Annotated in this window: 26 protein-coding genes; 16 read left to right on the top strand and 10 right to left on the bottom strand. The window is 64.9% G+C overall.

The features are described 5' to 3' along the window. Window positions 1–386 precede the first annotated feature (386 nt). Entirely contained in the window at window positions 387–824 is a 438-nt protein-coding gene (locus tag C8N35_RS20355; protein ID WP_210203627.1) for a PilZ domain-containing protein, read from the top strand. A gap of 47 nt (window positions 825–871) precedes the next feature. Here C8N35_RS20355 and msrB read toward each other — a convergent pair whose 3' ends face one another. After that, entirely contained in the window at window positions 872–1,288 is a 417-nt protein-coding gene (msrB, locus tag C8N35_RS20350; RefSeq protein WP_107991558.1) for a peptide-methionine (R)-S-oxide reductase MsrB, read from the bottom strand. A gap of 531 nt (window positions 1,289–1,819) precedes the next feature. Between msrB and C8N35_RS20345 the strand changes: the two genes are divergently transcribed. The 8 genes from C8N35_RS20345 to C8N35_RS20310 all read left to right on the top strand — a co-directional run bounded on the left by C8N35_RS20345 (window position 1,820) and on the right by C8N35_RS20310 (window position 8,682). Continuing rightward, window positions 1,820–4,216, top strand: a complete 2,397-nt coding sequence (locus tag C8N35_RS20345; RefSeq protein WP_107991582.1) for a putative monovalent cation/H+ antiporter subunit A — start codon at window positions 1,820–1,822, stop codon at window positions 4,214–4,216. Then, complete coding sequence (locus tag C8N35_RS20340) at window positions 4,213–4,632, top strand: Na+/H+ antiporter subunit B (RefSeq protein ID WP_107991557.1); 420 nt, start codon at window positions 4,213–4,215, stop codon at window positions 4,630–4,632. The genes C8N35_RS20345 and C8N35_RS20340 overlap by 4 nt, the downstream gene beginning before the upstream one ends. Continuing rightward, a complete protein-coding gene (locus tag C8N35_RS20335) occupies window positions 4,632–5,009 on the top strand; it encodes a Na+/H+ antiporter subunit C (RefSeq protein WP_107991556.1) in 378 nt (125 codons plus the stop codon). The genes C8N35_RS20340 and C8N35_RS20335 overlap by 1 nt, the downstream gene beginning before the upstream one ends. A 3-nt stretch (window positions 5,010–5,012) precedes the next feature. Continuing rightward, window positions 5,013–6,620: a Na+/H+ antiporter subunit D gene (locus tag C8N35_RS20330; protein ID WP_107991555.1), complete on the top strand. Its 1,608-nt coding sequence runs from the start codon at window positions 5,013–5,015 to the stop codon at window positions 6,618–6,620. Further along, window positions 6,617–7,096: a Na+/H+ antiporter subunit E gene (locus C8N35_RS20325; protein WP_107991554.1), complete on the top strand. Its 480-nt coding sequence runs from the start codon at window positions 6,617–6,619 to the stop codon at window positions 7,094–7,096. The genes C8N35_RS20330 and C8N35_RS20325 overlap by 4 nt, the downstream gene beginning before the upstream one ends. After that, a complete protein-coding gene (locus tag C8N35_RS20320; protein WP_245926886.1) occupies window positions 7,096–7,479 on the top strand; it encodes a cation:proton antiporter in 384 nt (127 codons plus the stop codon). Before C8N35_RS20325 ends, C8N35_RS20320 begins: the two co-directional genes overlap by 1 nt. After that, window positions 7,476–7,814, top strand: coding sequence for a monovalent cation/H(+) antiporter subunit G (mnhG, locus tag C8N35_RS20315; RefSeq protein WP_107991552.1), 339 nt, complete (start codon window positions 7,476–7,478; stop codon window positions 7,812–7,814). Before C8N35_RS20320 ends, mnhG begins: the two co-directional genes overlap by 4 nt. 451 nt (window positions 7,815–8,265) lie before the next feature. Continuing rightward, window positions 8,266–8,682, top strand: coding sequence for a Ros/MucR family transcriptional regulator (locus tag C8N35_RS20310; RefSeq protein ID WP_107991551.1), 417 nt, complete (start codon window positions 8,266–8,268; stop codon window positions 8,680–8,682). Between the two features lie 230 nt (window positions 8,683–8,912). On the opposite strand, the gene C8N35_RS24060 is transcribed toward C8N35_RS20310, so the two are convergent. After that, the gene (locus C8N35_RS24060) at window positions 8,913–9,284 is read right to left on the bottom strand and encodes a hypothetical protein (RefSeq protein WP_210203626.1); all 372 of its coding nucleotides are present in this window, start codon (window positions 9,282–9,284) and stop codon (window positions 8,913–8,915) included. A gap of 234 nt (window positions 9,285–9,518) precedes the next feature. Between C8N35_RS24060 and C8N35_RS20300 the strand changes: the two genes are divergently transcribed. Together C8N35_RS20300 and C8N35_RS20295 are read left to right on the top strand one after the other, a co-directional pair. Continuing rightward, window positions 9,519–9,920 (top strand): helix-turn-helix domain-containing protein, encoded by a 402-nt coding sequence (locus C8N35_RS20300; RefSeq protein WP_245926882.1) that lies wholly within the window; start codon window positions 9,519–9,521, stop codon window positions 9,918–9,920. Then, the gene (locus C8N35_RS20295) at window positions 9,917–10,780 is read left to right on the top strand and encodes a DUF6456 domain-containing protein (RefSeq protein ID WP_107991550.1); all 864 of its coding nucleotides are present in this window, start codon (window positions 9,917–9,919) and stop codon (window positions 10,778–10,780) included. The genes C8N35_RS20300 and C8N35_RS20295 overlap by 4 nt, the downstream gene beginning before the upstream one ends. Window positions 10,781–10,787: 7 nt before the next feature. Here the strand turns inward: C8N35_RS20295 and C8N35_RS20290 are convergent, their stop codons facing one another. From C8N35_RS20290 to C8N35_RS20280, 3 genes are read right to left on the bottom strand one after another with little or no spacing between them, the layout of a single operon-like run. After that, complete coding sequence (locus tag C8N35_RS20290; RefSeq protein ID WP_107991549.1) at window positions 10,788–12,323, bottom strand: DHA2 family efflux MFS transporter permease subunit; 1,536 nt, start codon at window positions 12,321–12,323, stop codon at window positions 10,788–10,790. 24 nt (window positions 12,324–12,347) lie between these two features. After that, a complete protein-coding gene (locus C8N35_RS20285; protein ID WP_245926885.1) occupies window positions 12,348–13,496 on the bottom strand; it encodes an HlyD family secretion protein in 1,149 nt (382 codons plus the stop codon). 5 nt (window positions 13,497–13,501) lie between these two features. Further along, complete coding sequence (locus tag C8N35_RS20280) at window positions 13,502–14,947, bottom strand: efflux transporter outer membrane subunit (protein WP_107991548.1); 1,446 nt, start codon at window positions 14,945–14,947, stop codon at window positions 13,502–13,504. A 101-nt stretch (window positions 14,948–15,048) separates the two neighbouring features. On the opposite strand from C8N35_RS20280, the gene C8N35_RS20275 reads away from it, so the two are divergent. Beyond that, window positions 15,049–15,645 carry a TetR/AcrR family transcriptional regulator gene (locus C8N35_RS20275; RefSeq protein ID WP_170122193.1) on the top strand — a complete coding sequence of 199 codons (597 nt, stop codon included), beginning with the start codon at window positions 15,049–15,051 and terminating at the stop codon, window positions 15,643–15,645. 92 nt (window positions 15,646–15,737) lie between these two features. Here the strand turns inward: C8N35_RS20275 and C8N35_RS20270 are convergent, their stop codons facing one another. Beyond that, window positions 15,738–16,511, bottom strand: coding sequence for a peptidoglycan-binding domain-containing protein (locus C8N35_RS20270; RefSeq protein ID WP_107991546.1), 774 nt, complete (start codon window positions 16,509–16,511; stop codon window positions 15,738–15,740). Further along, complete coding sequence (locus C8N35_RS20265; protein ID WP_170122192.1) at window positions 16,511–18,340, bottom strand: sensor histidine kinase; 1,830 nt, start codon at window positions 18,338–18,340, stop codon at window positions 16,511–16,513. The genes C8N35_RS20270 and C8N35_RS20265 overlap by 1 nt, the downstream gene beginning before the upstream one ends. Before the next feature lie 451 nt (window positions 18,341–18,791). On the opposite strand from C8N35_RS20265, the gene C8N35_RS20260 reads away from it, so the two are divergent. From C8N35_RS20260 to C8N35_RS20245, 4 genes are all read left to right on the top strand, one after another. Continuing rightward, complete coding sequence (locus C8N35_RS20260) at window positions 18,792–19,253, top strand: DUF5330 domain-containing protein (RefSeq protein WP_170122191.1); 462 nt, start codon at window positions 18,792–18,794, stop codon at window positions 19,251–19,253. A 335-nt stretch (window positions 19,254–19,588) separates the two neighbouring features. Beyond that, complete coding sequence (locus tag C8N35_RS20255) at window positions 19,589–20,017, top strand: SufE family protein (protein ID WP_107991544.1); 429 nt, start codon at window positions 19,589–19,591, stop codon at window positions 20,015–20,017. A gap of 3 nt (window positions 20,018–20,020) precedes the next feature. After that, window positions 20,021–20,362, top strand: a complete 342-nt coding sequence (locus C8N35_RS20250; RefSeq protein ID WP_107991543.1) for a DUF1491 family protein — start codon at window positions 20,021–20,023, stop codon at window positions 20,360–20,362. A gap of 180 nt (window positions 20,363–20,542) precedes the next feature. Further along, window positions 20,543–20,872, top strand: coding sequence for a DUF4175 domain-containing protein (locus C8N35_RS20245; RefSeq protein WP_146177441.1), 330 nt, complete (start codon window positions 20,543–20,545; stop codon window positions 20,870–20,872). Between the two features lie 470 nt (window positions 20,873–21,342). Here C8N35_RS20245 and C8N35_RS20240 read toward each other — a convergent pair whose 3' ends face one another. From C8N35_RS20240 to C8N35_RS20230, 3 genes are read right to left on the bottom strand one after another with little or no spacing between them, the layout of a single operon-like run. After that, window positions 21,343–21,906 carry a DUF1254 domain-containing protein gene (locus tag C8N35_RS20240; protein ID WP_107991541.1) on the bottom strand — a complete coding sequence of 188 codons (564 nt, stop codon included), beginning with the start codon at window positions 21,904–21,906 and terminating at the stop codon, window positions 21,343–21,345. Continuing rightward, window positions 21,903–22,640 carry a DUF1214 domain-containing protein gene (locus C8N35_RS20235; RefSeq protein ID WP_107991540.1) on the bottom strand — a complete coding sequence of 246 codons (738 nt, stop codon included), beginning with the start codon at window positions 22,638–22,640 and terminating at the stop codon, window positions 21,903–21,905. The genes C8N35_RS20240 and C8N35_RS20235 overlap by 4 nt, the downstream gene beginning before the upstream one ends. 3 nt (window positions 22,641–22,643) lie before the next feature. After that, complete coding sequence (locus C8N35_RS20230) at window positions 22,644–24,845, bottom strand: transglycosylase domain-containing protein (protein ID WP_107991579.1); 2,202 nt, start codon at window positions 24,843–24,845, stop codon at window positions 22,644–22,646. Window positions 24,846–25,164 lie beyond the last annotated feature (319 nt).

The following is a 25,164-nucleotide window of genomic DNA, read 5'->3' as shown; positions in this document are numbered from 1 at the left end:
CTGTTCAATCGTAGCTACTAGGCGCTAACAAAACCACTTCCAGTGGTTCAAGCGCAGCGTTTCAAACCTCCACCTCGGGTGGAGGTCACTGACTTTGTGCCCCGCGCCGGGCGGCGCCCCAGGGCATCCATCATGGAGATGGGATGCGGACCTTCATCAACGTGCCCTCGGGGCTGAGTCCTGGGTGACGGAATGTCGCCGGCCCGCCAAGAGGCCCCGCCTTCCTCACCGGCCTCGCGCAAGCTTCCCTCCCTATCCTGTCGTCCATGAGCGAGCCGACAGATAGTGACCCGGAAGCCGTATCGCCCTCACGCCCGCCGCGTGGCCGTCGTTCGCGCCCGCATGCGCACGCGGCGGAGCCCAAAGGGGGCGAGAAAGTCGGCGAGGTGATCGACCTCGTTGCCGCTCGCGTTACCAGAAAGGGTCTAGACGATGCCGCGCAGTCGTCCGCGCGCAAGGCGGGCGGGGGAGCGAAAAAAACGTCCGGCACGGGCTCGGGCGGTGAAGCCCGCAGTCATCCGCGCCGCGCGACCCGTCTGCGCATGGGCAAGATCGCCGATCTCGATGACCGCTTCCTGAGCGAATGCGCTATCCGCGATCTGTCGGCGGGTGGGGCGAAACTGATCGTCGCCGCGTCCGTGCCGCTTCCCGATATCATCGTGCTCTTCGACGAGCTGGAGGAGACGATCGTACCCGCGACCGTGCGCTGGCGGCGCGGCAACGAGACAGGCGTCAGCTTCGATGTTCCGCCCGCGCAGCTCAGGCATTTCCGCTCAAGACGTCTGCGTGCGCTCGCGTACCGATACTACGCGGCGAAGGATTGACGCGAGCGACACTGCCTGATGTGCGTGGGCGCGTTGTCGCCCACCGATTACTGTTCGTCCTCGGGGGTGAAATCGAGCGAAAGGCCATTTGTGCAGTAACGCAGGCCTGTGGGGCGAGGGCCGTCGGGGAATACATGGCCCAGATGCGCGTCGCAACGCGCGCAGCGGATTTCCGTGCGTCGCATGAACAGCGAATTGTCATCGACTTCCGCAACGGCGCTCTTGTCCAGCGGCGCATAGAAGCTCGGCCAGCCTGACCCGGATTCGTACTTGGTCTGCGAGGGGAAGAGATCCGCCCCGCAGCATACGCACTTGTAGATGCCCGCCCGCTTTTCATCGAGATAGGGGCCTGTGCCGGCGCGTTCCGTGCCATGCTCGCGGGTCACGGCGAATTGTTCGGGGGTCAGGCGCTCCCGCCATTCGGCGTCGCTCAGATCCACCTTTGTCTTCGTCTCGCTGCTCATGGCCGGCGCTCCTGTGCGAATGACGTCTCTGTTTTCCTACTTAGGTTGAGGGGAGGCCGGCGGCAATGGCGAGGGGCAAGGTTTCGACCGGCAATTGTCTTCGCCCGCTCCCATGACGGAAAGTTGTCTCGCAACCGTCGGACTGCCATATCGTCAAGTTCGGCGAGAATAGGCAATGAGGCATAAACCGCTTGTTCAGACAAACATGAAATAGCATGTCCTGTCGGCAACTTGCACTTTCTCCGTCCTGCGTATATCGAAACGGTGACTTTTATCGCGCGAGTCTGGTTTGACCGGGCGATTCGGAGGGGAATGCGCCGAGAGGCGTCGAAGACTTGGTGACGACGGGCCACTGGTCAGGCCCGGGTGATGACCCCTTGGCGGGTTTTCTGTATCGGATCTGCCGGGCGGGTCCATGTGAGAGGGGTCCGCAAAACGGATCCACGTGAAGAACCCACGAGACGGGTTCACGTGACGGGTCCGTACGCCGGATCCATGTTGACGGCCCAGTCGGCGGGCCAAGGGACGGCTATGGCGCTATTCGGGGTGGACTACACGGTGATCGCGGTGCTGGCACCGTTTGCCGCGGCCCTTGCTGCACCGACGATGGTGCGCGTTTTCAAGCACAATGCGGCCTGGGTACTGGCGATCGTGCCGGCTTTGGTCTTTCTCCATTTCTTTCGGTATGTCGGCGCGGTTTCGCACGGCGAGACCTTTACGGAAGGCTTCGCCTGGGTGCCGGCCTACGGGGTCAATTTCACCTTCTTTCTCGACGGCCTGGCGGTTCTGTTCGCGCTGATCGTCTCCGGCATTGGCACGCTGATCATCCTGTATGCCGGCGGCTACATGAAGGGGCACGCCCAGCAGGGGCGGTTCCTGTCCTTTTTGTTCCTGTTCATGGGCTCCATGCTGGGTGTGGTGACCGGGTCCAACCTGATCACCATGTTCATCTTCTGGGAGCTGACCTCGATCACCTCCTTCCTGCTGATCGGTTTCGATCATCTGCGCACCGCCTCCAGGCGTGCCGCGATGCAGGCGCTGGTGGTCACCGGCGGCGGTGGACTGGCGCTTCTGGCCGGTTTCCTGATGATCATCTCCGTGACCGGCAAGAGGGAAATGGCGGACGTGATCGCGTCGGGCGACGTGCTGCGCGAAAGCGCGCTCTACACGCCGATCCTGATCATGGTGCTGCTTGGCGCCTTCACGAAGTCCGCCCAGTTCCCGTTCCATTTCTGGCTGCCGAACGCCATGGAGGCGCCGACGCCGGTTTCCGCATATCTGCATTCCGCCACCATGGTGAAGGCGGGCGTCTACCTGCTGATGCGGCTCAATCCGGTGCTTGGCGATACCTCTGCCTGGATGACCGTGTTACCGCTGTTTGGCGGCGTCACGCTGCTGGTCGGTACGCTTCTGGCCGTGCGCCAGAGCGATCTGAAAATGATGCTGGCCTACACCACGGTCGCCTCGCTCGGCCTGCTCGTCATGCTGACGGGGGCGGGCAGCGAGGTCGCGATCGAAGGCGCGGTGCTCTATCTCTTCGCCCACGCGCTGTTCAAGGGCGCGCTGTTCATGGTGGCGGGCCTCGTCGACCACGAGACCGGCACGCGCGATCTCGGTCGTCTCGGCGGCCTGCGCAAGGCGATGCCGATCACCTTCCTCTGCGCCGTGCTCGCGGCCCTTTCGATGGGTGGCCTGCCGCCCTTCATCGGCTTCATCGCCAAGGAAGTGCTCTACGAGGGAACCTGGAACCTCGCCGGGCGTTCGGAGCTTCTGACGGCGGTTGCCGTGACGGGCAACGCCCTGATGCTGGCGGCCGCCTTTGCCGTCGCCTTCAAACCCTTCCTCGGCAAGCCCACCAAGACGCCAAAGCCTGCCCATGAGGGACCTGTCCTTATGTGGATCGGGCCGTTGACGCTGGCTCTGTGCGGCTTGGCCGCCGCCGTCGGTGTCGGCTGGTCGGGTCCCTCGCTCCTCGGGCCCATGGCGGGCGCGGTGGCGGGCGTGCCGGTCGAAGGCGACTATCATCTGATCCCGGCCCATATAGGCGCGCCGCTTTACCTTTCGCTCGTGACAGTGGCGGCGGGGCTTTTCGTCTTCTGGCAGATCGATGCCGTCAGGCGGGGAATGGCGGGCGTGCTGAAGGCCATCGGCTGGGGGCCGGACCGCGGTTTCGACCAGTTCATCTCGCTTGTCGTGCGTTTCGCCGGCGCCTTCACGGCCATCGTCCAGCCCGGCAAGATGCAGATCTACATGAACACCGTCTTCGTGGTCGTGGCCGCGGCGCTTCTGGTGCCGATGATCTACTACGGCGAAGGTCCCTCGATGCCGACGATGCCGGATTTCCGGTTTTACGAATGGCTCGTGCTCGCGCTCGTTGTGATCGGCATCATCGCGGTGCTGGCGGCGCGCACGCGTCTCATCGCCATCGTCTCGCTCGGCATCCAGGGCTTCGCGGTCGCCGTCCTTTACATGCTCTTCGGCGCGCCGGACCTCTCCTTCACCCAGTTCATGGTGGAAACGCTGTCGGTGGTCATCCTCGCCCTGGTGATGACCCGGCTCAACCTGACCGCCAAGGACAACCGACCCTTCTCCGAAACCATCTCGCACATGATCATCGCGATCGCCGGCGGCATTGGCTTCGGCGCGCTGCTGATGGCGGTGACACAGGTGCCCTTCGACAGCCGCCTGTCCGATTTCTTCGCTGCCAATTCGCGGGTGGTTGCGCACGGGCGCAACATCGTCAACGTCATCATCGTCGACTTCCGCGGCCTTGATACGCTGGGCGAGATCTCCGTCGTGATGGTCACCGGCCTCGCCATTCTGGCGCTGATTCGTATTCGCTCGCGCGGGTCGAAGGTGCCAGGCAATCCGCCGACGGGGGGGCCGCTGAAGCCCGTCTCCGAGCCGCATCCGGAGGTCGCATCGTGAATACGGTCATCTTCCGAACCATCGCCCCGTTCCTGACGGCGCTGATGATCCTGTTCTCGATCTTCGTGCTGCTGCGCGGGCACAACGAACCCGGCGGCGGGTTCATCGGCGGGCTCATCGCGGCGTCCGCGCTCGCGATCTACGGCATCGCCTGCGGCGTGCGGCCGGTGCGCCGGGCTATCCATTTCCACCCGATGAGCCTGTCGGCCTTCGGGTTGCTGATATCATGCCTGTCGGGGCTGCCTTCGCTTCTGACTCATGTCGCCTTCCTCAAGGCGCACTGGATCTATCCCGAGATCTTCGGTGTCGATCTGGCGCTGTCGACCGTCATGGTCTTCGACATCGGTGTCTATTTCGTCGTGCTGGGCTCGATCACCTCGATCGCACTCGCCCTTGAGGAAAGGGAGAACGACTGATGGAAGCCGGTTTCGCAGTCCTGATCGGGTTCATCTTCGCCGCCAGCATCTATCTCATGCTGTCGCGCCAGCTGATCCGCATCCTTCTGGGCATTTCCATTCTCGGCAATGCGGTCAACCTGCTGATCTTCACGGCCGGACGGCTGGAACGCGAGGTGCCGCCGGTCATCCCCGACAGCTCGCTTGTCCCCGTCGGAGCGACGGCCAATCCGCTGCCCCAGGCGCTGATCCTGACGGCGATCGTGATTTCCTTTTCCTTCTTTGCCTTCCTGCTGGTGCTCGCCTTCCGCACCTATCAGGAACTGGGTACGGACGATGCCAACGAAATGCGCGTCGCCGAGCCGAAAGGCGAAGCAAGACCGCCGATGGGGTACTGACGAATGGCGGTTAGCGAACACACGGCCGACGTTTCCCACGCCATGATCACGACGCCGGTTGCGACGGCCGACTGGCTTGTCGTCTCGCCCATCATCATTACCATCCTGGGCGGCGTCATCTGCCTGATGATGCGCAAGCAGACGAAGATCCAGCCGCGCATCGCCATCGCCACGCTGGGCCTGTTGATGCTGTCCAATTTCGGGCTGCTCGCCCGGGTCATGGACAAGGGCGTCATCACCATGGTGATGGGCCAGTGGCTGCCGCCCTACGGTATCGCCTTCACGGTCGATGCGACGGGCGCCATGCTGGCGCTGATCGCCTCCATCGTGGCGTTCGCCACCGCGCTCTACGGCGTGGGCGACAGCGATGCGGCCTCACGGCGCTACGGCTTCTACCCGTTCCTGATGCTCTTGATGACGGGCGTTTCCGGCACGTTCCTGACCGGGGATATCTTCAACCTCTATGTCTGGTTCGAGGTGCTGCTGATCTCGTCCTTCGGGCTGCTGATCCTTGGCTCGGACAAGGCCCAGCTCGACGGTGCGGTCAAGTACGGCATCTTGAACCTCATCGCGACGACGCTGTTCCTCATCGCCACCGGCTATCTCTACGGCCTCGTCGGTACCCTCAACATGGCCGATATCCCGCGCTCCGTCGCGGCCCTGCCGAACCATGCGCCGATCACCACCGTGGCAATGCTCTATCTGCTCGCCTTCGCGATGAAGGCGGCCGCGTTTCCGGTCAATTTCTGGTTGCCGGCCTCCTATCACACGCCGCGTATCGCGGTCGCGGGGGTCTTCGCCGGCCTGCTCACCAAGGTCGGCATCTACGCCTTGATGCGCACCATGGTGATGCTGCTGCCGGTCCATCACGCGCTTCTGGCGCATGTGCTGGCGGTGGTTGCTGTCGCCACCATGATTTCGGGCGCGCTCGGCGCCATGGCCCAGTCGGACCTGCGCCGAGCGCTGGGCTATCTGGTCATTTCCAGTATCGGCTCCATGCTGGCCGGCATCGCGGTCTCCACCGCGCTCTCGCTCACCGGCACGATCCTCTACGCGATCCACTCGATCATCGTCATGACGGGGCTCTATTTCGTCACCGGCATGGCCGGGCGCATGAGCGGTACCTTCGCGCTGCGCGAGCTCGGCGGGCTCTATGGCAAGAGCCCCTTGCTCGCGCTCGCCTTCATCATTCTGGCGATGTCGTTCTCGGGCCTTCCGCCGACTTCCGGATTCTGGGCGAAGGTGCTGCTGGTCGATGCCTCGCTCAAGAGCGACTGGCCGTGGCTTGCCGGCTCCATCCTGGTGGCCGGGTTCCTCACCACCATCGCCCTGGCGCGCATCGGCCTTTATGCGTTCTGGCGCGGCGGGCCTGAGGGCACACCGGACGGCACCGCTTTCGCCTACGCTGAAAATGCGGACATGACGGCGCCCGATGTCACCGCTGCCTATACCGGCATGTGGTTGGCGCTGGGACTGCTGGTGGGCTTGTCGCTCTTCATCGGACTGGCGCCGGACGGCCTCGTCGCGATCGCCAAGACCGGTGCGGCCGGGCTTGTCGATCCCAGCGGTTACATCGGGTCGGTATTCGGCGGGACGGGAGGCCATCCATGATCGGAATCTTCCTTATCAACATCCTCATGGCGCTGGCCTGGGGAGCAGTCACCGGTTCCTTCGCCTTCGTCAATCTGTGTTTCGGCTTCGTGCTGTCGGCCGCGGTCCTTTTCACGATCCGCGAACAGGTCGGCACCGGCGGCTATTTCCGCCGCGCCGGACGCGTGTTCTCGCTGGCGATGCTCTTCGTCTATGAGCTGGTACTGTCGGCCTGGCGGGTCGCAAGGATCGTGCTCACGCCGGATATCACCTACCTGAAGCCGGGCATCATCGCCTATCCGCTCACCGTGGATCGCGATTTCGAGATTACCTTGCTTGCGAACATCATCACTTTGACGCCGGGCACGCTTTCGGTCGATGTTTCCCAGGATCGCCGCGTCCTTTACGTGCATGTCCTCAACGTGCCGGATCCGCAGGCGTTGATCGACGAGATCCGCGACGGCTTCGAACGAAAGATCCTGGAGGCGTTCCGATGATGGGCACCGAGTATTTCCTCGAGATCTGCATCGATGTCGCCCTCGGGGTGCTGTCCTTGTCGTTCCTGATGACGGTCTACCGGATCGTCACCGGCCCGACCATTCCCGACCGTTTCGTCGCGCTGGACATGCTGGTGACCGTGGGGATCGGCTTTATCGCGGTAATCGGCGTGAAGACGGATTTCTATCTCTATCTCGACATCGCCATCTCGCTGGGCCTCGTCGGCTTTCTCGCCACAGTGGCGTTCGCCCGCTTCCTGCTCAACCGCGGGCTTGCCGGCGACGCCTCGATTACCGCGGAAACGCATCGCGACATTCAGAACACCCAGCCGGTGCACGGGCCCGTCGCCACGCCGGATTCCTCGGAGGAGGGACGCTCATGACTTCCGTCATCGTCGGTTGCGCGCTGGTTGTCGGCTCGTTCTTCTGCTTCACCGCTGCGTTGGGCCTCGCCCGCTTCAAGGACGTCTACATGCGCATGCATGCGGCCAGCAAGGCCGGTACGCTGGGATCCGGCGTGCTTCTGCTGGCTCTCGCTGTGCACGCGGGTGAGCTCGACGTCGTCACCCGGGCCATCGCGGGGGTCATCTTCTTCATGCTGACGGCACCGGTCTCCGCACACCTGCTCGCGCGTGCCGCCTATATCGTCGGTTACAAGCCGTGCGATGCCACGGTGATAGATGAGCTGGCGGAAGCGCAGGACGGCAAGAAACAGTAAACCGTTTCCAAGCAATTTGCCGTTTTCTATCCGTTTGCCGGATTTTCTCCGTTTTTCATTGTTTCTCTTGGGTTGTCGCAACGCGCGGCAACCTTTTTTGATTGTGCCCACGTCGCCGCCGCCGTGCGCGGCGGTCGAATTTGTGCGCCTGGCTTCCGCTGGGGGAAAACCGAACAATTTATTGGCAAATGTAACCGCTGATATAGCCTGAACAGGGATACGTTCGTACATGCTCCAAATCGATTGAATTCGCAGCCATTGTTTTAATATTTTCTGTTGTTATTGTCGTTCACGATGTATATAGACTGGCAACGAATTATCGAGAGTTTGGAATCGACTTGAAGCCCAGTAATGGCCGAAGTTCGGTTTTCACGGGCGGTCGCGGCAGGTAGTGTCGACGCCAAAATCTCTGTGTCAAAGAGCCAAAAGTCAGACAACAAACGGGTGAAAGATGACGGAAAATGTGACTGACGACAACCTGATCGACCTTGCGGCCGACATTGTCTCCGCTTACGTGAGCAACAATACCGTTCCGGCGACCGATCTTCCTCAGCTGATCAACGAAGTCTTCGGCGCGCTGCAGCGCACCAGTGGCGCCGTGGTCGAGCCGGAGCCGGAACCGCTGAAGCCTGCAGTGCCGGTCAAGAAGTCGGTTACGCCCGATTACATTATCTGCCTGGAAGACGGCAAGCAGTTCAAGTCGCTGAAGCGTCATCTGCGCACCCACTATGACATGACTCCGGAAGAATACCGTGAGAAGTGGGGCCTGCCGGCCGACTATCCGATGGTTGCGCCGAACTACGCGGCCGCGCGCTCGGATCTGGCCAAGAAGATGGGCCTCGGCCAGCAGCGCCGTCGCGGCAAGTAAGCCCGGGCGCGCAGGTCAGCCTGCTCTCGCGACGTGGCCGGCATCTTCCCGTGCAGGCACGACGCATGTCCGACAAAAGACCGCGGCGCCCGGCGTCGCGGTCTTTTCGTGTTTGGCGGCGGCTCAGGGCTTTCCGGCGTTCGCCCGATCGGCAAACGCATCGCCCGTATCATCGCGCTCTGCCGTGGTGCCCGCCCGCAGCGCCTGGGCGCGTTGGGACGCAAGGCGCGTTATCCGCAGGGGCGCGGTGACTTTTCCTCATGGGTTTGTCGCGGGCCTGCCGATGCATGGCGGCCGGGGGGTGGGGGATAGGTACCATCCGCGCGTCCCTGAACGGCGCCTGGCAGAAGCGCACGCTCGGCGCGGTAGGCCTGCAGCAGGGCGATATGGCGGTTCAGATCATAGGTCCAGTGACCGGCCTTGCCGCGTCGCCTTTCGCCGCGTAGCGCTTTCGCGAGGCGGGCGACCACGGCCCGTTGCGCGCTCTCTCCTTCGCCCGGTTCCGCCCCGATCAGCCGGGCGAGTGTGCGCAACCTGAGCGCCTCGTGCCGCGCCGCCTCGCTTTGCGCTCCTCGTGTCGTTTGTCCTCGGTCCTGCCTCATCGCGCGACATGCTCCTGTGCTGGGTTTTCCCCTTCAGCATGCCATCGGCCCAAGGTGCGGGAATAAAAGCCCCCAGAGACGCGAAACCCGGCTCCGGTCGCGTAGCGGGCGATTAACCAAGCCGGGAAACTTATCCCCAGCCCTCCGAGAGGCCTACAAAGTATGTAGGTATCAATTCCTACACTCGGACTGCAATTGCCGATTGAGATTTTTGAACGCAAGGAGGGGGGCTCGATGGGTGACGGGCATATCCACATTTCACAGACCCACGGAACGTATGGGGAAAGCGCGCCGCACGCGGTGGTGGAGAACGCGATGAACTGCCATCTGGTCCAGGTGACGGTGGCGGCGGTCTTCGGCGTTGCGCCGGATGCGTTGAAGGCACCGACCCGTTCGCGGGCGCCGGTCGCCTTCGCGCGACAAGTCGCCATGTACGTCGCGCATGTCGGCTTCGGTCTGTCGCTGAGCGAGGTCGGGCGGCTTTTCGGCCGCGACCGGACCACGGCCGGCTATGCCTGCCGGCTGGTGGAGGACCGGCGTGACGATCCCGCATTCGACGGGATGCTGGCGGCGATCGAAAAGGCCGCGCGCGCCTGCCGGCAAGCGGCCGACAGCCGCTGGGAGACAATGAATTGAGTGCCCGCCGGCAGGAAGCGGAGGCGCGCCGCCGCATCGTTCGTGCTCTCAAGTCGCTGGCCGGGGGGGCGGCATGGTTGAGCCGCGAGGGCGACACGGTGCGCCTTCGCCGGGAGGAGCGCGGTGCGGGGACCGCGCGCGTCGTGGAACTGGCGTTTCACCTCTACAGAAAGGTGCGCGCCGATGGCCTTGTGGAAGAGGGGGGAGATGGCCGGGTTTCTCTTGCGGCGGAGGGGCGCGCCTGGCTGCGCCGTGCGCTGGCGGAGGGCGACAGCTTTGCCGCGCAGCACCGCGAGACGGTGACCACCACGATGCGCGACCAGACCGGCGGACGCATGGCCGTGACGATCGACCTGTCGGAGAGCCCGCTTGCCTGGCTCGCGAGCCGGCGGCGGCCCGACGGACAGCCATGGGTCACACCTTCCCAGCTTGAAGCGGGCGAGCGGCTGCGCGCCGATTACAGCCGCGCCGGGTTCGAGGCCCGCGTCACAGCCAATTGGGGCGACAGCGTTCATCACGACCGCAAGCGATCGGGAGCCAGCGGCGGGATCGCCGATCTGACGGCCGCCGCGCTTGATGCGCGAGATCGGGTTCACCGCGCCCTTGCAGCCGTGGGGCCGGAGCTTTCCGGCGTGCTGGTCGATGTGTGCTGCGAGTTGCAGGGTCTTGAGGCGCTGGAGCGCCGCCACGCCTGGCCGGCGCGTTCGGGAAAGCTGGTTCTGGCGCTGGCATTATCGGGGCTCGCCCGCCATTACGGGCTGGGCGAGGCGGCAACGGGAGGCGGGCGCCGGTGCACCCGGCACTGGGGCGCGCCCGATTACCGCCCGCGCATTGATAGCGCCGCAGGGGCGGATGGGTGAGCGCGTCTCAGTGACCGACATGATGCGTGTGGCCCTTCGGCCGTGGTGCCAGCCACGGCAGCAGGGCGGCGAACAGGAAGACGATGGTGATGACGCCGAACATGTTGAGGGTGGCGAGCAGCACGCTCTGGTGCGAGACCATCTGCGTGAGGCTCGCCACGGCCTGATCCTGTGAAAGTCCGCCTTGTGCCATCATCTCCCCCACCACCCGGTTGGCGTTGGGCATGGCGTTGACGAGTTCGGTCTGGTTGACGCGCGCCGCATTCTGCCAGCCGGTCTGCACCAGCGAGGTGGCGAACGCGCCGGCGAGCGTGCGCATGAAATTCGACAGGCCCGCCGCATTGGCCTGCTCGTGCGGTTCCACCGTGGCGAGCGCCAGATCGGTGACGGGCACGAAGAACATCACCATGAACGGGCCGGTCAGCAGCGTCGGCCACGCCATCTGCCAGAAGGTGACGTCGCCGTTGAAACTCATCCGCCAGGCCGTCATCGCGCCAAGGCCGGTGATGCCTATCGACAGGATGATGCGCGGATCGAAGACCTCGTTGGCCTTGCCGACGAGGGGCGCCGACATGAGCGCCAGGACGCCCATCAGCCCGGTCGCGTAACCGGCCCAGGTGGCGGTGTAGCCCATGTTCTGCTGCAGCCACAGCGGCAGGATCACGATGGAGGCGAAGAAGGCTCCGAATCCGCCGGCAAACGTGACCGCCGCGGCCGTGAACCCCCGATGCCGGAAGATCCTCAGATCGACGATCGGATGCTCCTCCGTCAGCTCCCAGATCAGGAAGGCGACGAAGCCGATGGCGGCGATGACGGCGAGCACGCAGATAAGCGGTGAGGAGAACCAGTCCTTGTCGCGTCCCTCCTCCAGCAGGATTTCCAGCGAGCCGACCCACACGATCAGCAGGCCGAGCCCGACGGCATCGATGCGCGCCTTCTGGGTCGGATCCGCCTGCCCGCGCATGACCGCGATCACGATCAATCCGCCGATCACGGCGATGGGGACCTTGATGAAGAAGATCCACTCCCAGCCGTAATTGTCGCAGATGATGCCGCCCAGGATCGGCCCGGCGATCGGTCCGATCAGGGTTGTCATAGCCCAAAGCACGGAGGCAGCCGTCGCTTTTTCCCTGGGGAAGATCTTCACCAGCAGCATCTGCGACAGCGGCATGATCGGCCCGCCGGTAAGCCCGAGCAGAATGCGGCCGAAGATCAGCGACTCCAGCGAATTGGTCATGCCGCAATAGAGCGAGACCAGCGCGAAGCCGAAATAGCAGGCGATGAAGGTGCGAAGCCCGCCGAATTTCATCGCCAGCCACCCGGTCAGCGGCACGGTGATCGCCTCCGCCACGGCGTAGGAGGTGATCACCCAGGTGCCTTGCGAGGTGGACACGCCGAGCGAACCCGCGATCGTCGGCACCGAGACATTGGCAATGGTGCTGTCGAGCACCACGAGGAAGTTGCCGGTGCCGATGGCGAGCGCGGCGATGATCAGCTTGGCGCCGACGAGCGGCTCCGCGCCGGCCTCGGGTTTCGCGGTCATGGGAGGATGCCTCTGGAAGGGGACTCAGTCTTTCAGATGGATATCGGCCGTCATCGACAGGCCGACCTCCAGCGGATGAGCCTCAAGCTCGCGCGGGTCGAGCGCGATGCGAACGGGCAGGCGCTGCACGACCTTGATCCAGTTGCCGGTCGCGTTCTGGGCTGGAACCATGGAGAAGGCCGACCCGGTGCCACCGGAGAAGCCGACAACGGTGCCGTGGAATTCCACATCCGAGCCATAGAGATCGGACACCAGCGAAACCTTCTGGCCCTTGCGCACATGGGCGAGCTGAACTTCCTTGTAGTTGGCATCGACATAAGCCTTGCCGATCGGCACCACGACCATCAGCGTCATGCCGGGCTGGACACGCTGGCCGACCTGTACCTGACGCTGCGAGACCACGCCGTCAACGGGGGCGCGAAGGACGGTGCGGTCGAGATCCACCTGCGCCTGATCGCGCGCGGCCTTCGCCGCCAGCACTTCCGGGTTCTGGTCGGCCGACACGTTGTCGATCAGCGCGGCATTGGCCGCCTGTGCGCCCTCGGACGCATCGCGGGCGGCCCTTGCGGCGTCGAGCGTGGCCTTCGCGGCATCAAGATCGGCCCTGGCGGTCTGGAAGGCGGCCTCGGCCGCGGTCAGCTCATCGCCCGAAACCGAGCCGTTGCCGGCGAGCGCCTGACGACGGTCGTAGTCGACCTTCGCCTTGTCGAAGGCGGCCTGGGCCGAGGCGAGGCCCGCGTGCGCGTGCGCCTGATCCGCCGCCCGGCCCCTGATCTGTGCCGTCAGGGCACGGTCGTTGGCCTCGTAGCTCTTCACCCGGCGGACAGCGCTCTGATAGGCGGCTTCCGTCGCGGCCAGATGCAGCTTTGCATCCGTGTCGTCGAGCCGGACGAGAATATCGCCCTTCTTCACGTGCTGCGTGTCGCCGACCAGCACCTCGGCCACTGGTGCTGCGACGAGCGGGGTCACCGGCGCGATATCGGCGCCCACATAGGCATTGTCGGTGATCGCGTGTTTGGAGGCATAGAGCACGTCATAGGCGTAGTAACCGCCGCCGCCCGCAATGATGACGGCGACAAGCCCGAGAAACATTTTTCCGCGCTTGGCGCGCCGGGCCCTGTTCGCCAGCGCCGCGTCGATATCGACCTCTTCGCCGGGTTTGATCTTGGACATGTCGTTCACGATGACTTCTCCGGATTGCGGAAACCGCCGCCGAGCGCGCGCACCATGGCGACGTCGAGCGCAAAGGCCCGCGCCCTCAGAGCGGCCGTTGCGCGCCGGGCGCTGATCAGGGCGTCTTCGGCGGAGAGAACTTCGAGATAGGTGGCAAGGCCGCCCTCATAGCGGTTCTTGACGATGGTGTAGGCCTTCTCGGCCGCCCGCGCGGAGCGCCGGGTTTCGCTCAAGCGCCGCACGAGGTGCCGCTGGCTGGTCACCGCATCGGCGACCTGATGCAGTGCGGTGACGAGGGTCTCATCGTAGGTCGCCACCGCCATTACGTAACTGGCGTCCGCGCTGCGTTTGGCGGCCTTGCGGCGTCCGCCGTCGAAGATCGGCAAGGAGATCGCCGGGCCGACAGACCCGAACGTGGAATTGCCGTTCGACAGCAGATCGAGGCCGAGCACCTGCCGGCCGATCGCCGCGGCGAGATTGATGTTGGGGTAATAGGCGGCCACAGCCTCGTCGATCCGTTTGGAAGAGGCCTCGGCCCTGGCCCGCGCGGCGACGATATCGGGCCGCCGGCCGATGAGGTTGACCGGCAAGTCCTTCGGTACGCCCGTGAAGCGCCCGCCGATCGCCCTCGGCCGCTTGATCGAAAGCCCGCGATCGGGCCCTGCGCCGACAAGCGCGGCAAGCGCGTTGCGGGTCAGCCCGATCCGCTCGTCGATGGCCGCGAGGTCTGCCTCCGCCGCCGCTTCCGCGGACTGCACGCGTTCCAGTGCGCTCTCGTTCTCAAGCGCCTTGTGAAAACGGTCGGAGATCAGCTCCACTGTCTTCTTGCGCACACGGATGGCGTCGGTCGTGGCATCGCGCTCGGCATAGAGCGCGGCGAGTCGTGCATAGGCCTCCGCGATGCCGGTCGAGACGGCCAGACGGGTGGCGGCGGCCTCGGCGGCCGCCGCCTGCGCTTCGCCCCTTGCGGCGGCTAGGGCGGCGCGATTCTTGCCCCAGAAATCGATTTCCCAGTTGAAATCGAGACTTGCCAATCCGCCGTCGTTCCAGCCTTTGGGAACGGCGGCCTGGTTGATCAGGTAGTGGTAGGACTGCCGCTCCTGATCGACCTTGGCGGAAGCGCCAAGGGTGGGCAGCAGGGCGCCCTCGGCGGGGCCGATGGCGGCCCGCGCGAGCGCCAGCCGCGCCGCCGCGATACGCATTTGCGAAGCGTCGCGCAGGCCGTCCCGGATCAGGGCGCCAAGCTGCGGGTCGCGATAGCTCGTCCACCACTCGTCCGAGGGCCAAGGCACGTCGCGGCCTGCCAGCGACTTGTCGGCGGCATAGGCACTGAGCGGCGCGGGTTGCGGCAGATCGCGCCTGTCGCCGGCGCTTATGCATCCCGCCAGCGTCAGGCTCAAGCCGAAAAGGGCGCCGGTCGCAAGACCCGGCGCCAGGCATTTTGAGGGCATCGTTTTTGACCGATATAACCGTACTGTACGGTTTTTTTGTGCGGAAAGCTTGCGCGAGTCAAGTGAAAAATGTACGGGTATGTACAGGAATGGAGAGGCCGATGCGCACCAAGACAGATGCCAAGCGCCAGGAGATTCTGGCTGCCGCTGCCGAAATCTTCGAGGAGGTGGGCTACCAGCGGGCGAGCATGTCCGCCATATCGGCTCGCCTCGGCGGCTCGAAGGCGACGCTCTACGGGTATTTCAAGTCGAAGGAAGCCCTGTTCGCGACCGTCATGACGGAGGCGCTGGAGGAAAAGGGCGGGCAGATGATGGCGCTGCTCGACGAGGAAGGCGACGTCGACACCACGCTGCGGGGATTCGGCGAGCGCTACGTCGCCTTCATGACCACGCCAGAGCTTCTGTCCTCCATCCGCATCGCGGTGGGCGAAGGTGTGAACAGCGCTCTGGGCGCTGAACTCTATGAACTGGGCCCCAGGCGTGCGTGGGTCGAGGTCGCGGATTATCTTTCGCGGCTGATGGACCGCGGCATCCTGATCCTCGCGCCGCCGCTAAGGGCCTCTTACCATCTCAAGGGGCTGCTGGAGGCGGGTATTCTGGAGCCGATTCTCTTCGGTCGCGATCCCGTGATCGACCCGGCCGAGGCGGCAGATGCGGCGGTGGATGTGTTTCTCAGGGCCTATCGCGCCGGACCGTGAAGCCTGCGGGATCTGTCTGTCCCAGGCTCCGGAAATGCCCGGCCATGGGCGCGCCCGGCTTTGTGCCTTCAGGCGGTTTCCGGGCGAATCCGCTATCGTGGAATTTTTGTTCCCGACACCTTTTCAAGTGCCGCACAGAGCGTGTCATCGAGCCGGCCGTTGATCGGCATGCCGCGATCGAGCTGGAAACGGCGTATAGCGCTGGCTGTCTCCGCGCCCCAGAGCCCGTCAACGCTCAACGGCCCGTATCCGAGATTGGCGAGAAGCTTCTGGACGAAGCGTACCGTCTCGCGTGCGGCCTGAGGACCGATGGAGCCGGTCGGGCTGTCCGCCGAGCCGACTTCCGCCGGGGGGATGGGGACAGGCACGGAAGGGGTCGCCGTCGGTGCGGCGGGCGCCGCGCGCGGCAGCGCCACATCTTCCAGAATTAGCCGGGCTCTGAGCGCATGGCTCGGCCGTCCTGTTTCGGCAAGTCCGGATGCGCGCTCGTAGGCCCGGATCGCCTGTTCGGTACGCGGCCCGTTCAGCCCGTCGACCGGGCCTTCGTAAAAGCCGATGCGCTTCAGCGAATTCTGCAGGTCGGTCACGAGTTCGGTGGGCTTTGGCCGCTCTGGCTGCACGTCTTCGACCGCCGACGCCCGGGTTGAAAACAGCGGGGCCGGGTGCTTGCCCGGCTGGAAGGAAAGCGCGTTGGCGACGATCAGGCTCGCGGTGAGCAGCATGACCAGAGACCCGCCGGCGGCCACCGGATTGTCGAGCGCGACACCCGTCGCCCGAAGGACCGCGGCGCCGGCGCCCGGATTGCGGGTCTGCCGCGTGTTCGCGGAAGCAGCCTTGTTGCCGTTGAAGCTCGGTTCACGCCGCATCACGCCACCATCGTGTTTGCGTTGCGCGCCGCCTTCTCGACTGGCGCCACCGTGACGGGGGTCTCGCATACGTCGGCGATTGGCGCGTGAGCGGGCAGGCGCACCGACACGCAGGTGCCGACACCCACGGTGCTTTCGAAATGAACTTCGCCCCCGTGCAGCGCAACGAGCCCCTTCACCACGGACAGGCCGAGGCCGGTTCCTTCGTGACGGCGGTCGTAGCCGCTGTCGATCTGCAGGAAGGGGGTGCCAAGGCGCGCGAGATCTTCGGAGGCGATTCCGACGCCGGTGTCGCGAACCTGGACGTCGACCCAGGCCCCGTGCCGCTTGGCGCCGACCGTCACCGAGCCGCCCGACCTCGTGAACTTGATGGCGTTGGAGATCAGGTTGATGAAGATCTGCTTGCAGGCGCGCCGGTCACCGTTGAGTTCGGGCAGGCTTTCGGGAACGTCGAAATGGACCGTCACCTCGCGGTTCGCCGCCTGCTGGCGCATCATGTCGACGCATTCGCCGATGCAGCGCGCGGGCAGGAACGGTTCCACGCAGAGCTCGAAATTGCCGGTTTCGATCTTCGACATGTCGAGGATGTCGTTGACGACCTGCAATAGGTGCTGGCCGGAATCGTGGATGAGGTCGACATATTCGCGCTGGCGCTCCGGCGGCAGCTGGGCGGGCGTGAACTGGCGCAGGATATCGGAAAAGCCGATGATCGCGTTGAGCGGCGTCCTCAGTTCATGGCTGACATTGGCGAGGAAGCGCGTCTTGGCGGCACTGGCGGCTTCTGCCTCGATCTGGGCCTCTTCCAGTTCCTCTTCATGCGCCTTGTAGCGGGTGATGTCGCGGGTGACCGCTACCACCGCCGCCTCGCCGTCGACGATCTCCTGATAGCCCAGCGGACGGCAGCGCATCTCCAGCCAGACGTAGCTCGGCTGGCCGCTTTCACCGGGCTTGGAGGGCCCGCGCCGGGCGCGGAACTGCAGCGATTTCGTGGCTTTGAGCCGGGCGACGTCGTTGAGCGTGGTCAGAAAACCGGGCCGGTCGGCGACGTGAACGCGCTGGAACAGACCGTCGCCGGTCGCTTCGTTGACCGACAGGTCGAGCAGCGAACGTATCGAGGGCGTGGCGAACAGCGTGTCGCCATCCTGGGAATGCAGCGTGATGACGTCGGAAACATTGTCCGCGACAAGGCGGTAGCGGGCCTCGCGCTCGCTCGCGATTACCTCTGCATCGGCGCCCGACCATTCCACCCGGAAGGCGACGAGCAGCGCATAGAGAAGGCCGCCGAGAATGGCCAGCGTGCGGACCTGATCGCTCGCCCAGTCGGCGGCGAAGGCGCCTGCGTCGACACCGCTATCTCGGGCCAGCAGCAGCAGTACGACCACGGTGGCGGCGGAGATGGTGGCAAGCGCGATCACCTTTCGCGAACGCGACAGCGCGGCCTCCAGCGGCACGATGGCGAGCCACACCAGGGCGACGGAGTCGAGACCGCCGGTGACGAAGGCCATCCAGCCGATGAAGCACGAGAACAGTGCGGCCGACAGCGCGTGCGCCGTCTCCAGCTTGCCCGAATAGGAAAGGTACATGGCGATGGGCATCTGGCCGGCGAGCCAGGCGAAGGCCAGCGCCTGCGGCAGCGAGATGCCGCCGGTGAAGGCCAGGTGCAGCGGCAGGGCGAACAGCGCGAAGGCGCCCGCCGTCAGGTTGGCGGCGATGAAGGCCCGGTGCCGGCCGCGCGTCATCGAATCGGCGGCGGCGCAAGGGTGCACCAGCCCATCCAGAAAGCGCGCAGCGGAGGCCCCAGCGGAGGCTATGAACTCGATACTATGCAAAGCCTTGAATCCGATGCCGTATACGCGGACATCGTCCCTCATCGTGAGTCTGCGAGAATGATGGCAGCAACGACTTAAGGAACGCTAAAGCGCTCTCCGACAATTGCGCTATTGTACTTATGCAAAAGGTAGGCACGTGTCGGCTTTTGCGTGGGCAAGCCTGCCGGTGCGGGGAAAAAACCGGTTTCAAGGGCTTGATCTATGGCCGCCTGCAAAGGGCGCGAATCCGCCATCACCCGTCCGGGTCCCCCGCCGCCCCAGCATTTCCGCGCGCCTTTCGCATTCGATTAAAATTTGAATCGAATTTGTATCGAATTCGCTTCGCATTTGTCGAAAATCGCAAGCCCCGACGAAACGGCGTCTTGGCGTCTCCTTGCTAGCCTCCAGTCGTACCGGGAAAGCCCGCCACAAAAACGAGCAGGCTCCCGCAAGACTGAAAAAGGGCTGCGTCATGTTTTTTCTTCTCCGCACTGCCTTCTGGCTGTCGCTCGTCATCCTGTTGATCCCCGCCGATGCCTCGACCGGGGATAACGACAAGACTCAAATCTCCGCACTCCAGGCGCTGGGCGCCGCGCAGCAGACCTATGTCGACATGACGCGGTTCTGCGAGCGCAACACCACGGCCTGCGAGGCCGGCGGCGCTGCGCTGGAGGTCTTCGGCGCCAAGGCGCGCACCGGCGCGCGGATGATCTACCAGTATCTCGACCCCGAAGGCCGAGCGCCCGACGCCACGGCCACCGGCTCCATCAACGCCGATACTGCTGGCACCGCGGGCGCGCCGAGCGCCAGCCGCTATCCCGACAAGCCGGAAACGGCGGCGGGGACCGCCGCGCCGCTCGACAGCGGAACCCTGACAGCGCGCGATCGTGCCCCCGCCTGGGTGCCGCCGCTGCCCCAGGACAAGCCGGCCTGACCGTTCCAAACGGCCTTGCCTGACCGACCTGCGCGGGCGCGCCTTTCCATGCCCGCCGGGGATCGGGCGAGCCGGAGAATTGCCATCACGTGGCCGTTGCCGGAAAGCGGTGAAGTATCGCTTGTACCCCCGGCACGGACATCAACTGAGGCGGGCTCGTCCTGCCAACGCCGCAAGGGGTGTCTGCCCTTTCCCCTTGCGGCGTTTTTTCTTTTTTGCCCTCCTCTCCGCACCGCCATTTGCCACACCGCCGGCTTGCCTATATGTCGGATAGGGAAAGTCGCCTCCGGCTCCGTGCCGGGCGCGGCAGACAAGGCGAACAGCGCGGTTGCGGCATGACGGACATCGACGACATCATCGAGAATTTCGAGTTCCTGGACGACTGGGAAGACCGATATCGCTACGTGATCGAGCTCGGCCGCGAACTGCCCGAATTCCCCGAGGCCGAGCGCACCGACGCCAACAAGGTGCAGGGCTGCGTCTCCCAGGTCTGGCTGGTCAGCAAGATCGACAAGGATGCCGATGGCGTGACCCGGCTGTCCTATCTGGGCGACAGCGACGCCCATATCGTGCGCGGCCTCGTGGCCATTCTTCTCGCCCTTGTTTCCGGCAAGACGGTGAAGGAAATCAAGGACCTCGACATAGACGCCACCTTCGATCGGATGGGCTTGCGCGAGCATCTGACGCCGCAGCGTTCCAACGGGCTGAACTCGATGGTCAACCGCATCCGCCGCGACGCGGACGCCGCCCTTGCGGCCGCCTGATCCGTGGCCCGACTCACCTCCGAATTCTGGATTGCCGCCCATGTCCGCCGCGTCTTCATCGAAGGCGGGTTCGCGGCCGTGGTGCGCAAGGGATCGCCGGAAGCCGGCGCGATTTTCGTGCGCGTCGACCGTCTCGACGGCACGATCGATCTCTACGGCCCCGCACCGCAAAGCTATTTTGACGAGGAGACGAGCGGCGAGCGCCGGTTCGAATGCCTCGGCAGGGGACTGAGCCCGCTGGACGTTCAGGAAAAATTCGAGCGCGAAGCCCGCATGGACCCGGATTTCTGGGTGCTCGATATAGAGGACCGCGAGGGCCGGCACTTTCTCGATCTGGCGGAGTAGGGGGACGGGACGCGGTTTGTGGCCCATCCTTCGAGACGGTCGCTTTGCGACCTCCTCAGGATGACGTTGTCTGTGTTGCTTGTTTCACCGCAATAACAATACGATAACGTCATCCTGAGGAGGCGCGTCAGCGCCGTCTCGAAGGATGGGCAGTTTGCTCAGGCGGGGGGGGGCGACAGGATGAGCACCGGCGATGTAATCCGCAGACAATGGATGGAGAACCGGGACGGTCTCCTCGCGGGCATGGTCGTGCTTGTGTTCTTCTTGAGTGTCGGTTGGCTTGAAATCCGACATTCGCTTTTACCCGGATTAGGCCTGATCGGCGCGCTTCCCGGCTATCTGTTTACCGCAGTGAACATCGCCATCGTTTTCTGCGGACTTGTCTGGGGGCGCAGAAAGTCTCTCTGGGCGGCCTATGGTGTCGCGTCGCTTGTTTCGCTGGTGCTGCTTGGAACCGCAAACGTGCCGTACGCGATCTATTCCCTGTTGAAATTACGTATCTTTTTCTGACGGCAGCCAGCTCTTGGCTCCGCCCTCGCATTCGTCGTTGCCCGGCGAAGCCCGGGGGATGGCGATGGAGAGCGCGGAGTGTGGTGTGGGGGCGTTGGATGGGGCGCGACGTGTGGGCCGTCCTTCGAGACGGTCGCTGACGCGAGCTCCTCAAAGTTTGAACCGAAAATGGTAGCCGGTTATGTGTCTCTATTTCTCCCCCGTCATCCCGGCCTCCGAGCCGGGATCCATGCCGTGAAACATCCATGCGGGAAGAATTTGAAATGAGGGGAGAATTCGCCAGTACACCGTGCCGAAACATCACGGCATGGATTGCCGGTCGGAGCCGGCAATGACGGGGATAGTTCAGGCGCACATAGCCGGCTACCATTTTCGGGTCAGACTTCGAGAAGCCCGCGCCCGGCGGGCGTCTCGAAGAATGGGCGGCTTGTACCCTGCCAAAAAACGCAGCCTGCGAACGCCCGTTCCCCTCAGACCTTCTCCTGCGCGCATTTGGCCCGGCCGAGCGCGGCATCGATCGCCTTTTCCCGGCGCTTGTCGGGGACGAAGGCCCTGAGCAGCGCAAAAACATGGTCGTCTTCCGTCTCGATCACGATCAGGCTGTCGAGGTCTTCCGGCGGGTTCTCGCGCAGCATCGAAAGCTGGGAACTCGTCAGAACCAGCATGGCGAGCTTGCCCTCGCCCGACGTGCGGTCGTTGAAGGAATAGGTGGTCTCGCCCCGCCGGTTGAACAGCGAGAACGACCAGAACGTGTCCGGGATCGTCGCATCGAGGCGCACCGGGCCATCGTCCAGCGTGAACCGGCACACCGCGTGCGCCATGGTGGGGTCCAGCATCGGCAGCGGTTCCGCGCCCGGTTCCACCGCCGGCAGCACGTTGAACTGCGCGTCGGGACCGAAGCTCGCAAGCCGCGTCCAGGCGTCGTCGGTGGTGAAGTCAGGCACCAGAATGACGGCGACGATGTGGATGATGCCGCCGAGCATCAGTCCGCCCAGCAGCCAGAGCCCGGTCTTTATGAGCCCGCCGCGGGTCATGAGCACTGTCCCCTGAAGATCTCGGGCATGGCGATCTCGGCCAGTCCCGATCCGGTGGTGAGCGGCGTGTCGTAGAGCCGGAGCACCAGCGTAAGCGGCCCGCTCGTGCCCACCGGCAGCCAGTTGCCCGGCCGCGCCTGCGCCGCCACCGTGATCTCGAAGTCGCCATCGGGCTTGCGCACGATGTCGCGGCTGTCGAGCGCGACGCGGCCCGCTTGGGTCTTCATCAGGTGGCCGTGCGCGTCGGTGGAGGTCAGCGTCCACAGCCGGCCCGGCGGTGTCTGGCCGACGAGGCGGTAGTCGCACGAAGGCACCAGCCGGTTGCCGGACCTGTCACGGTCGGCGAAGAAGGCGAGACCCTCGCCCTTGCCGAGCGGAATCTGGCCCGTGCGCGCGGTCGTGGCCGCCGAATAGGGATCGGCGTCGGGCGTGCCGGCGGTGGGATAGGCCGTCCACTGGCCGAGCCGGACTTCGCCGAACAGGCGGCCGCGATCGACCGCGAGATAGGCCGTGCCGATGCCGAAGACCAGCGCCACGATGACCGCCAGCAGCAGGTTGATCAGGAACAGACGGCCCGTCGGGCGCCTGGGCACATCGTCGATGCGCCAGTTGTCGCGTGGCGAAGCGGGCCGTGCGGCCTCGCCCCGGCGCTCGCCCTTGCCTGTCCGGCGCGCGCGCGAAAGCGCTCCGGCAAGCCGCCGGATGGGGGTGTGCGGGATCTCGACGAGGGCCATGGCCTAGTGTACCTCGCCAGAGGCATTGCCAGAGGCATTGGCGGAGGCAGACACGGTGCCGGTCGTGATGTTCGATGCCAGACCGGGCCCGACATTGCGCACCGGCGGGGCGAAGGCCTGACGCTGGCTGCCCGGCGGGGGCAGGGGGGCCGCGTCCTTGAAGAGCGCCTGGATGCGCTGGAGCACCTCGGTGCCCTCCTTGGTCAGCAGTCGCGGATTTGCGCCGAAGGGCTGGCTGTCGTCGCCCGAGCCGGCGTTGGCCACCTTGGCATCGGCGGGGCTCTCGCTGACGCCGGGAAGCGGCTTCTGCTCCACGCCGGCCTGCGCATAGCGCATGTAGTTCTGCCAGGTCATGGCCGGCAGGCTGCCGCCCGTCACCCGGCCCGTTGGCGTGTAGTTGTCGTTGCCGAACCACACGACGGTGCAGTAGTTGCCGGTGTAGCCGGCGAACCAGGCATCGCGATAGGCCTGGGTGGTGCCGGTCTTGCCGGCGGAAACGACGCCGTCGATGATCGCGCGACGGCCGGTGCCGTGCTCCACCACGTTGTTCAGCACGTCGTTCATTTCCTCCACCTTGTCCAGCGGCAGCACACGGTGGGGTTTCGGCGCGTCGCGGTCGTGGCTCCAGATGGTCTTGCCCTCGGAATTCTTGATTTCCAGAATGCCGTAGGGCGTCGCCTTGTAGCCGCCATTGGCAAAGGCGGCATAGGCGCCGGCCATGTCGAGCACCGTCACCTCCGCCACGCCCAGCGGCAGGGCACGGGTGATCTTGAGTTCGGAGCGGATGCCCATGTTGTGCGCCGTGGCGACGATCTTGTCGCGCCCTATCGCCTGGGCGAGGCGCACCGGCACCGTGTTGTAGGAATGGGTGAGCGCGGTCTTCAGCGTCACCGAGCCGTGATAGGAGCGGCCGTAATTGCGCGGGCTCCAGCCGCCGATATTGATCGGCGCGTCGGGCACGATGGAGTTCTCCGAATAGCCGTTCATGAAGGCGGTCATGTAGACGAAAGGCTTGAACGAGGATCCGGGCTGGCGCAGCGCATCGACCGCGCGGTTGAACTGGCTGGCGCCATAGTCGTGACCGCCGACCATGGCGCGCACGGCGCCGTCGGTGGTCACCGAAACGAGCGCCCCCTGGCCGACGCGGCGCTCCTGGCCGTACTGGCGCAGGGTGGAGGTGACGGCGCGGTCGGCCTGGGCCTGCAATGCGGGGTCGAGCGTCGTGCGCACGGTCAGGATGCGGTCATTGCCCGGGGCGAGCTGCTTCACCTCGTCGAACGCCCAGTCGAGGAAATTGTCGGGTGTCTCGTTCTTGGAGCGATCGACGGCGGTGGCCGGGTTGCGGCGCGCGCCGATGACCTGGCCCTCGGTCATGAAACCGGCCTGGACCATGTTGGTCAGCACCTCGTTGGCGCGAAGCCGGGCCGCGGGCAGGTTGATGTGCGGGGCGTATTTGGTCGGCGCCTTGTAGAGGCCCGACAGCATCGCGGCTTCCGCGAGCGTTACGTCGCGCACCGACTTGCCGAAATAGAACTCCGCCGCAGCGCCCACGCCGAACGTGCCGCCGCCCATGTAGGCACGGTCGAGATAGAGTTTCAGGATCTCGCGTTTCGAAAGGTTCGCCTCCAGCCACAGCGACAGGAAGGCTTCCTTGATCTTGCGGTCGAGCGTTCGTTCGTTCGACAGAAAAAGGTTCTTGGCGAGCTGCTGGGTGATGGACGAGCCGCCCTCGACCACCGTATTGGCGCGCAGGTTCGCGACGAGCGCGCGCAAGGTGCCCAGCACATCGATGCCGAAATGGGAGAAGAAGCGGCGATCCTCGGTGGCCAGCGTCGCCTTGACCAGATAGTCCGGCAACTCTTCCAGCGGCACGGAATTGTTCAACAGGATGCCGCGCCGGCCGATCTCGTTGCCGTAGCGGTCGAGGAAGGTGACGGCGAAATCGTTGGTGGTCTTCCAGTCGGCCTTGCGGGTCGCCTGGAAGGCGGGGAGGGCCAGCGCCAGCAGCAGGATGAAGCCGGCAAGGCCGAAGGTCAGCCCGTCGCAGGCCAGTTCATTGGCGACACGGGCGAAGCCCTTGACGCGGAAACGGCGGAGCCAGATCGAATAGCCTTCGATGGCGCGGCGCAGGACATGGCCGATCCGCCAGACGGAACTGTCGATCCAGGCGTCGACCGCCAGCAGCCGTTCCGACAGGCGGCGCATCTTGCGCTTGGGTGCCTCGGCGCTTCCCGGTTTTTCGCCTTCGGGCGCGTCCGGCCGGCCGGGTTGATCGGTTTCGTTGTGGCTCAACGTTTCAGGTTTCCATCAATGCGAACGGCGATGCGAACGACGCAAGCCGCCAATATGCGAAGCGGGCGCTCCGCAGCAGCCCAGGCGGTTCTGGTGGCGCGGGGCCTTGAGGTCGCGAACTCTTGTCGGCCCATCGGCGAAGGTGCGTTTCCAAACCGGGCGTCACACAGTATAGGACGGGCCGGGGGGGCAGTGAAACACGCGAAAGCGTCTGGAAGGCATGTCTCCGTGT

Origin of the sequence: Breoghania corrubedonensis (assembly GCF_003053845.1) — a bacterium.
Taxonomy (GTDB): domain Bacteria; phylum Pseudomonadota; class Alphaproteobacteria; order Rhizobiales; family Stappiaceae; genus Breoghania; species Breoghania corrubedonensis.
Note: the sequence above shows the minus strand (reverse complement) of the source record. Positions and strands in the feature narration are given on the sequence as shown.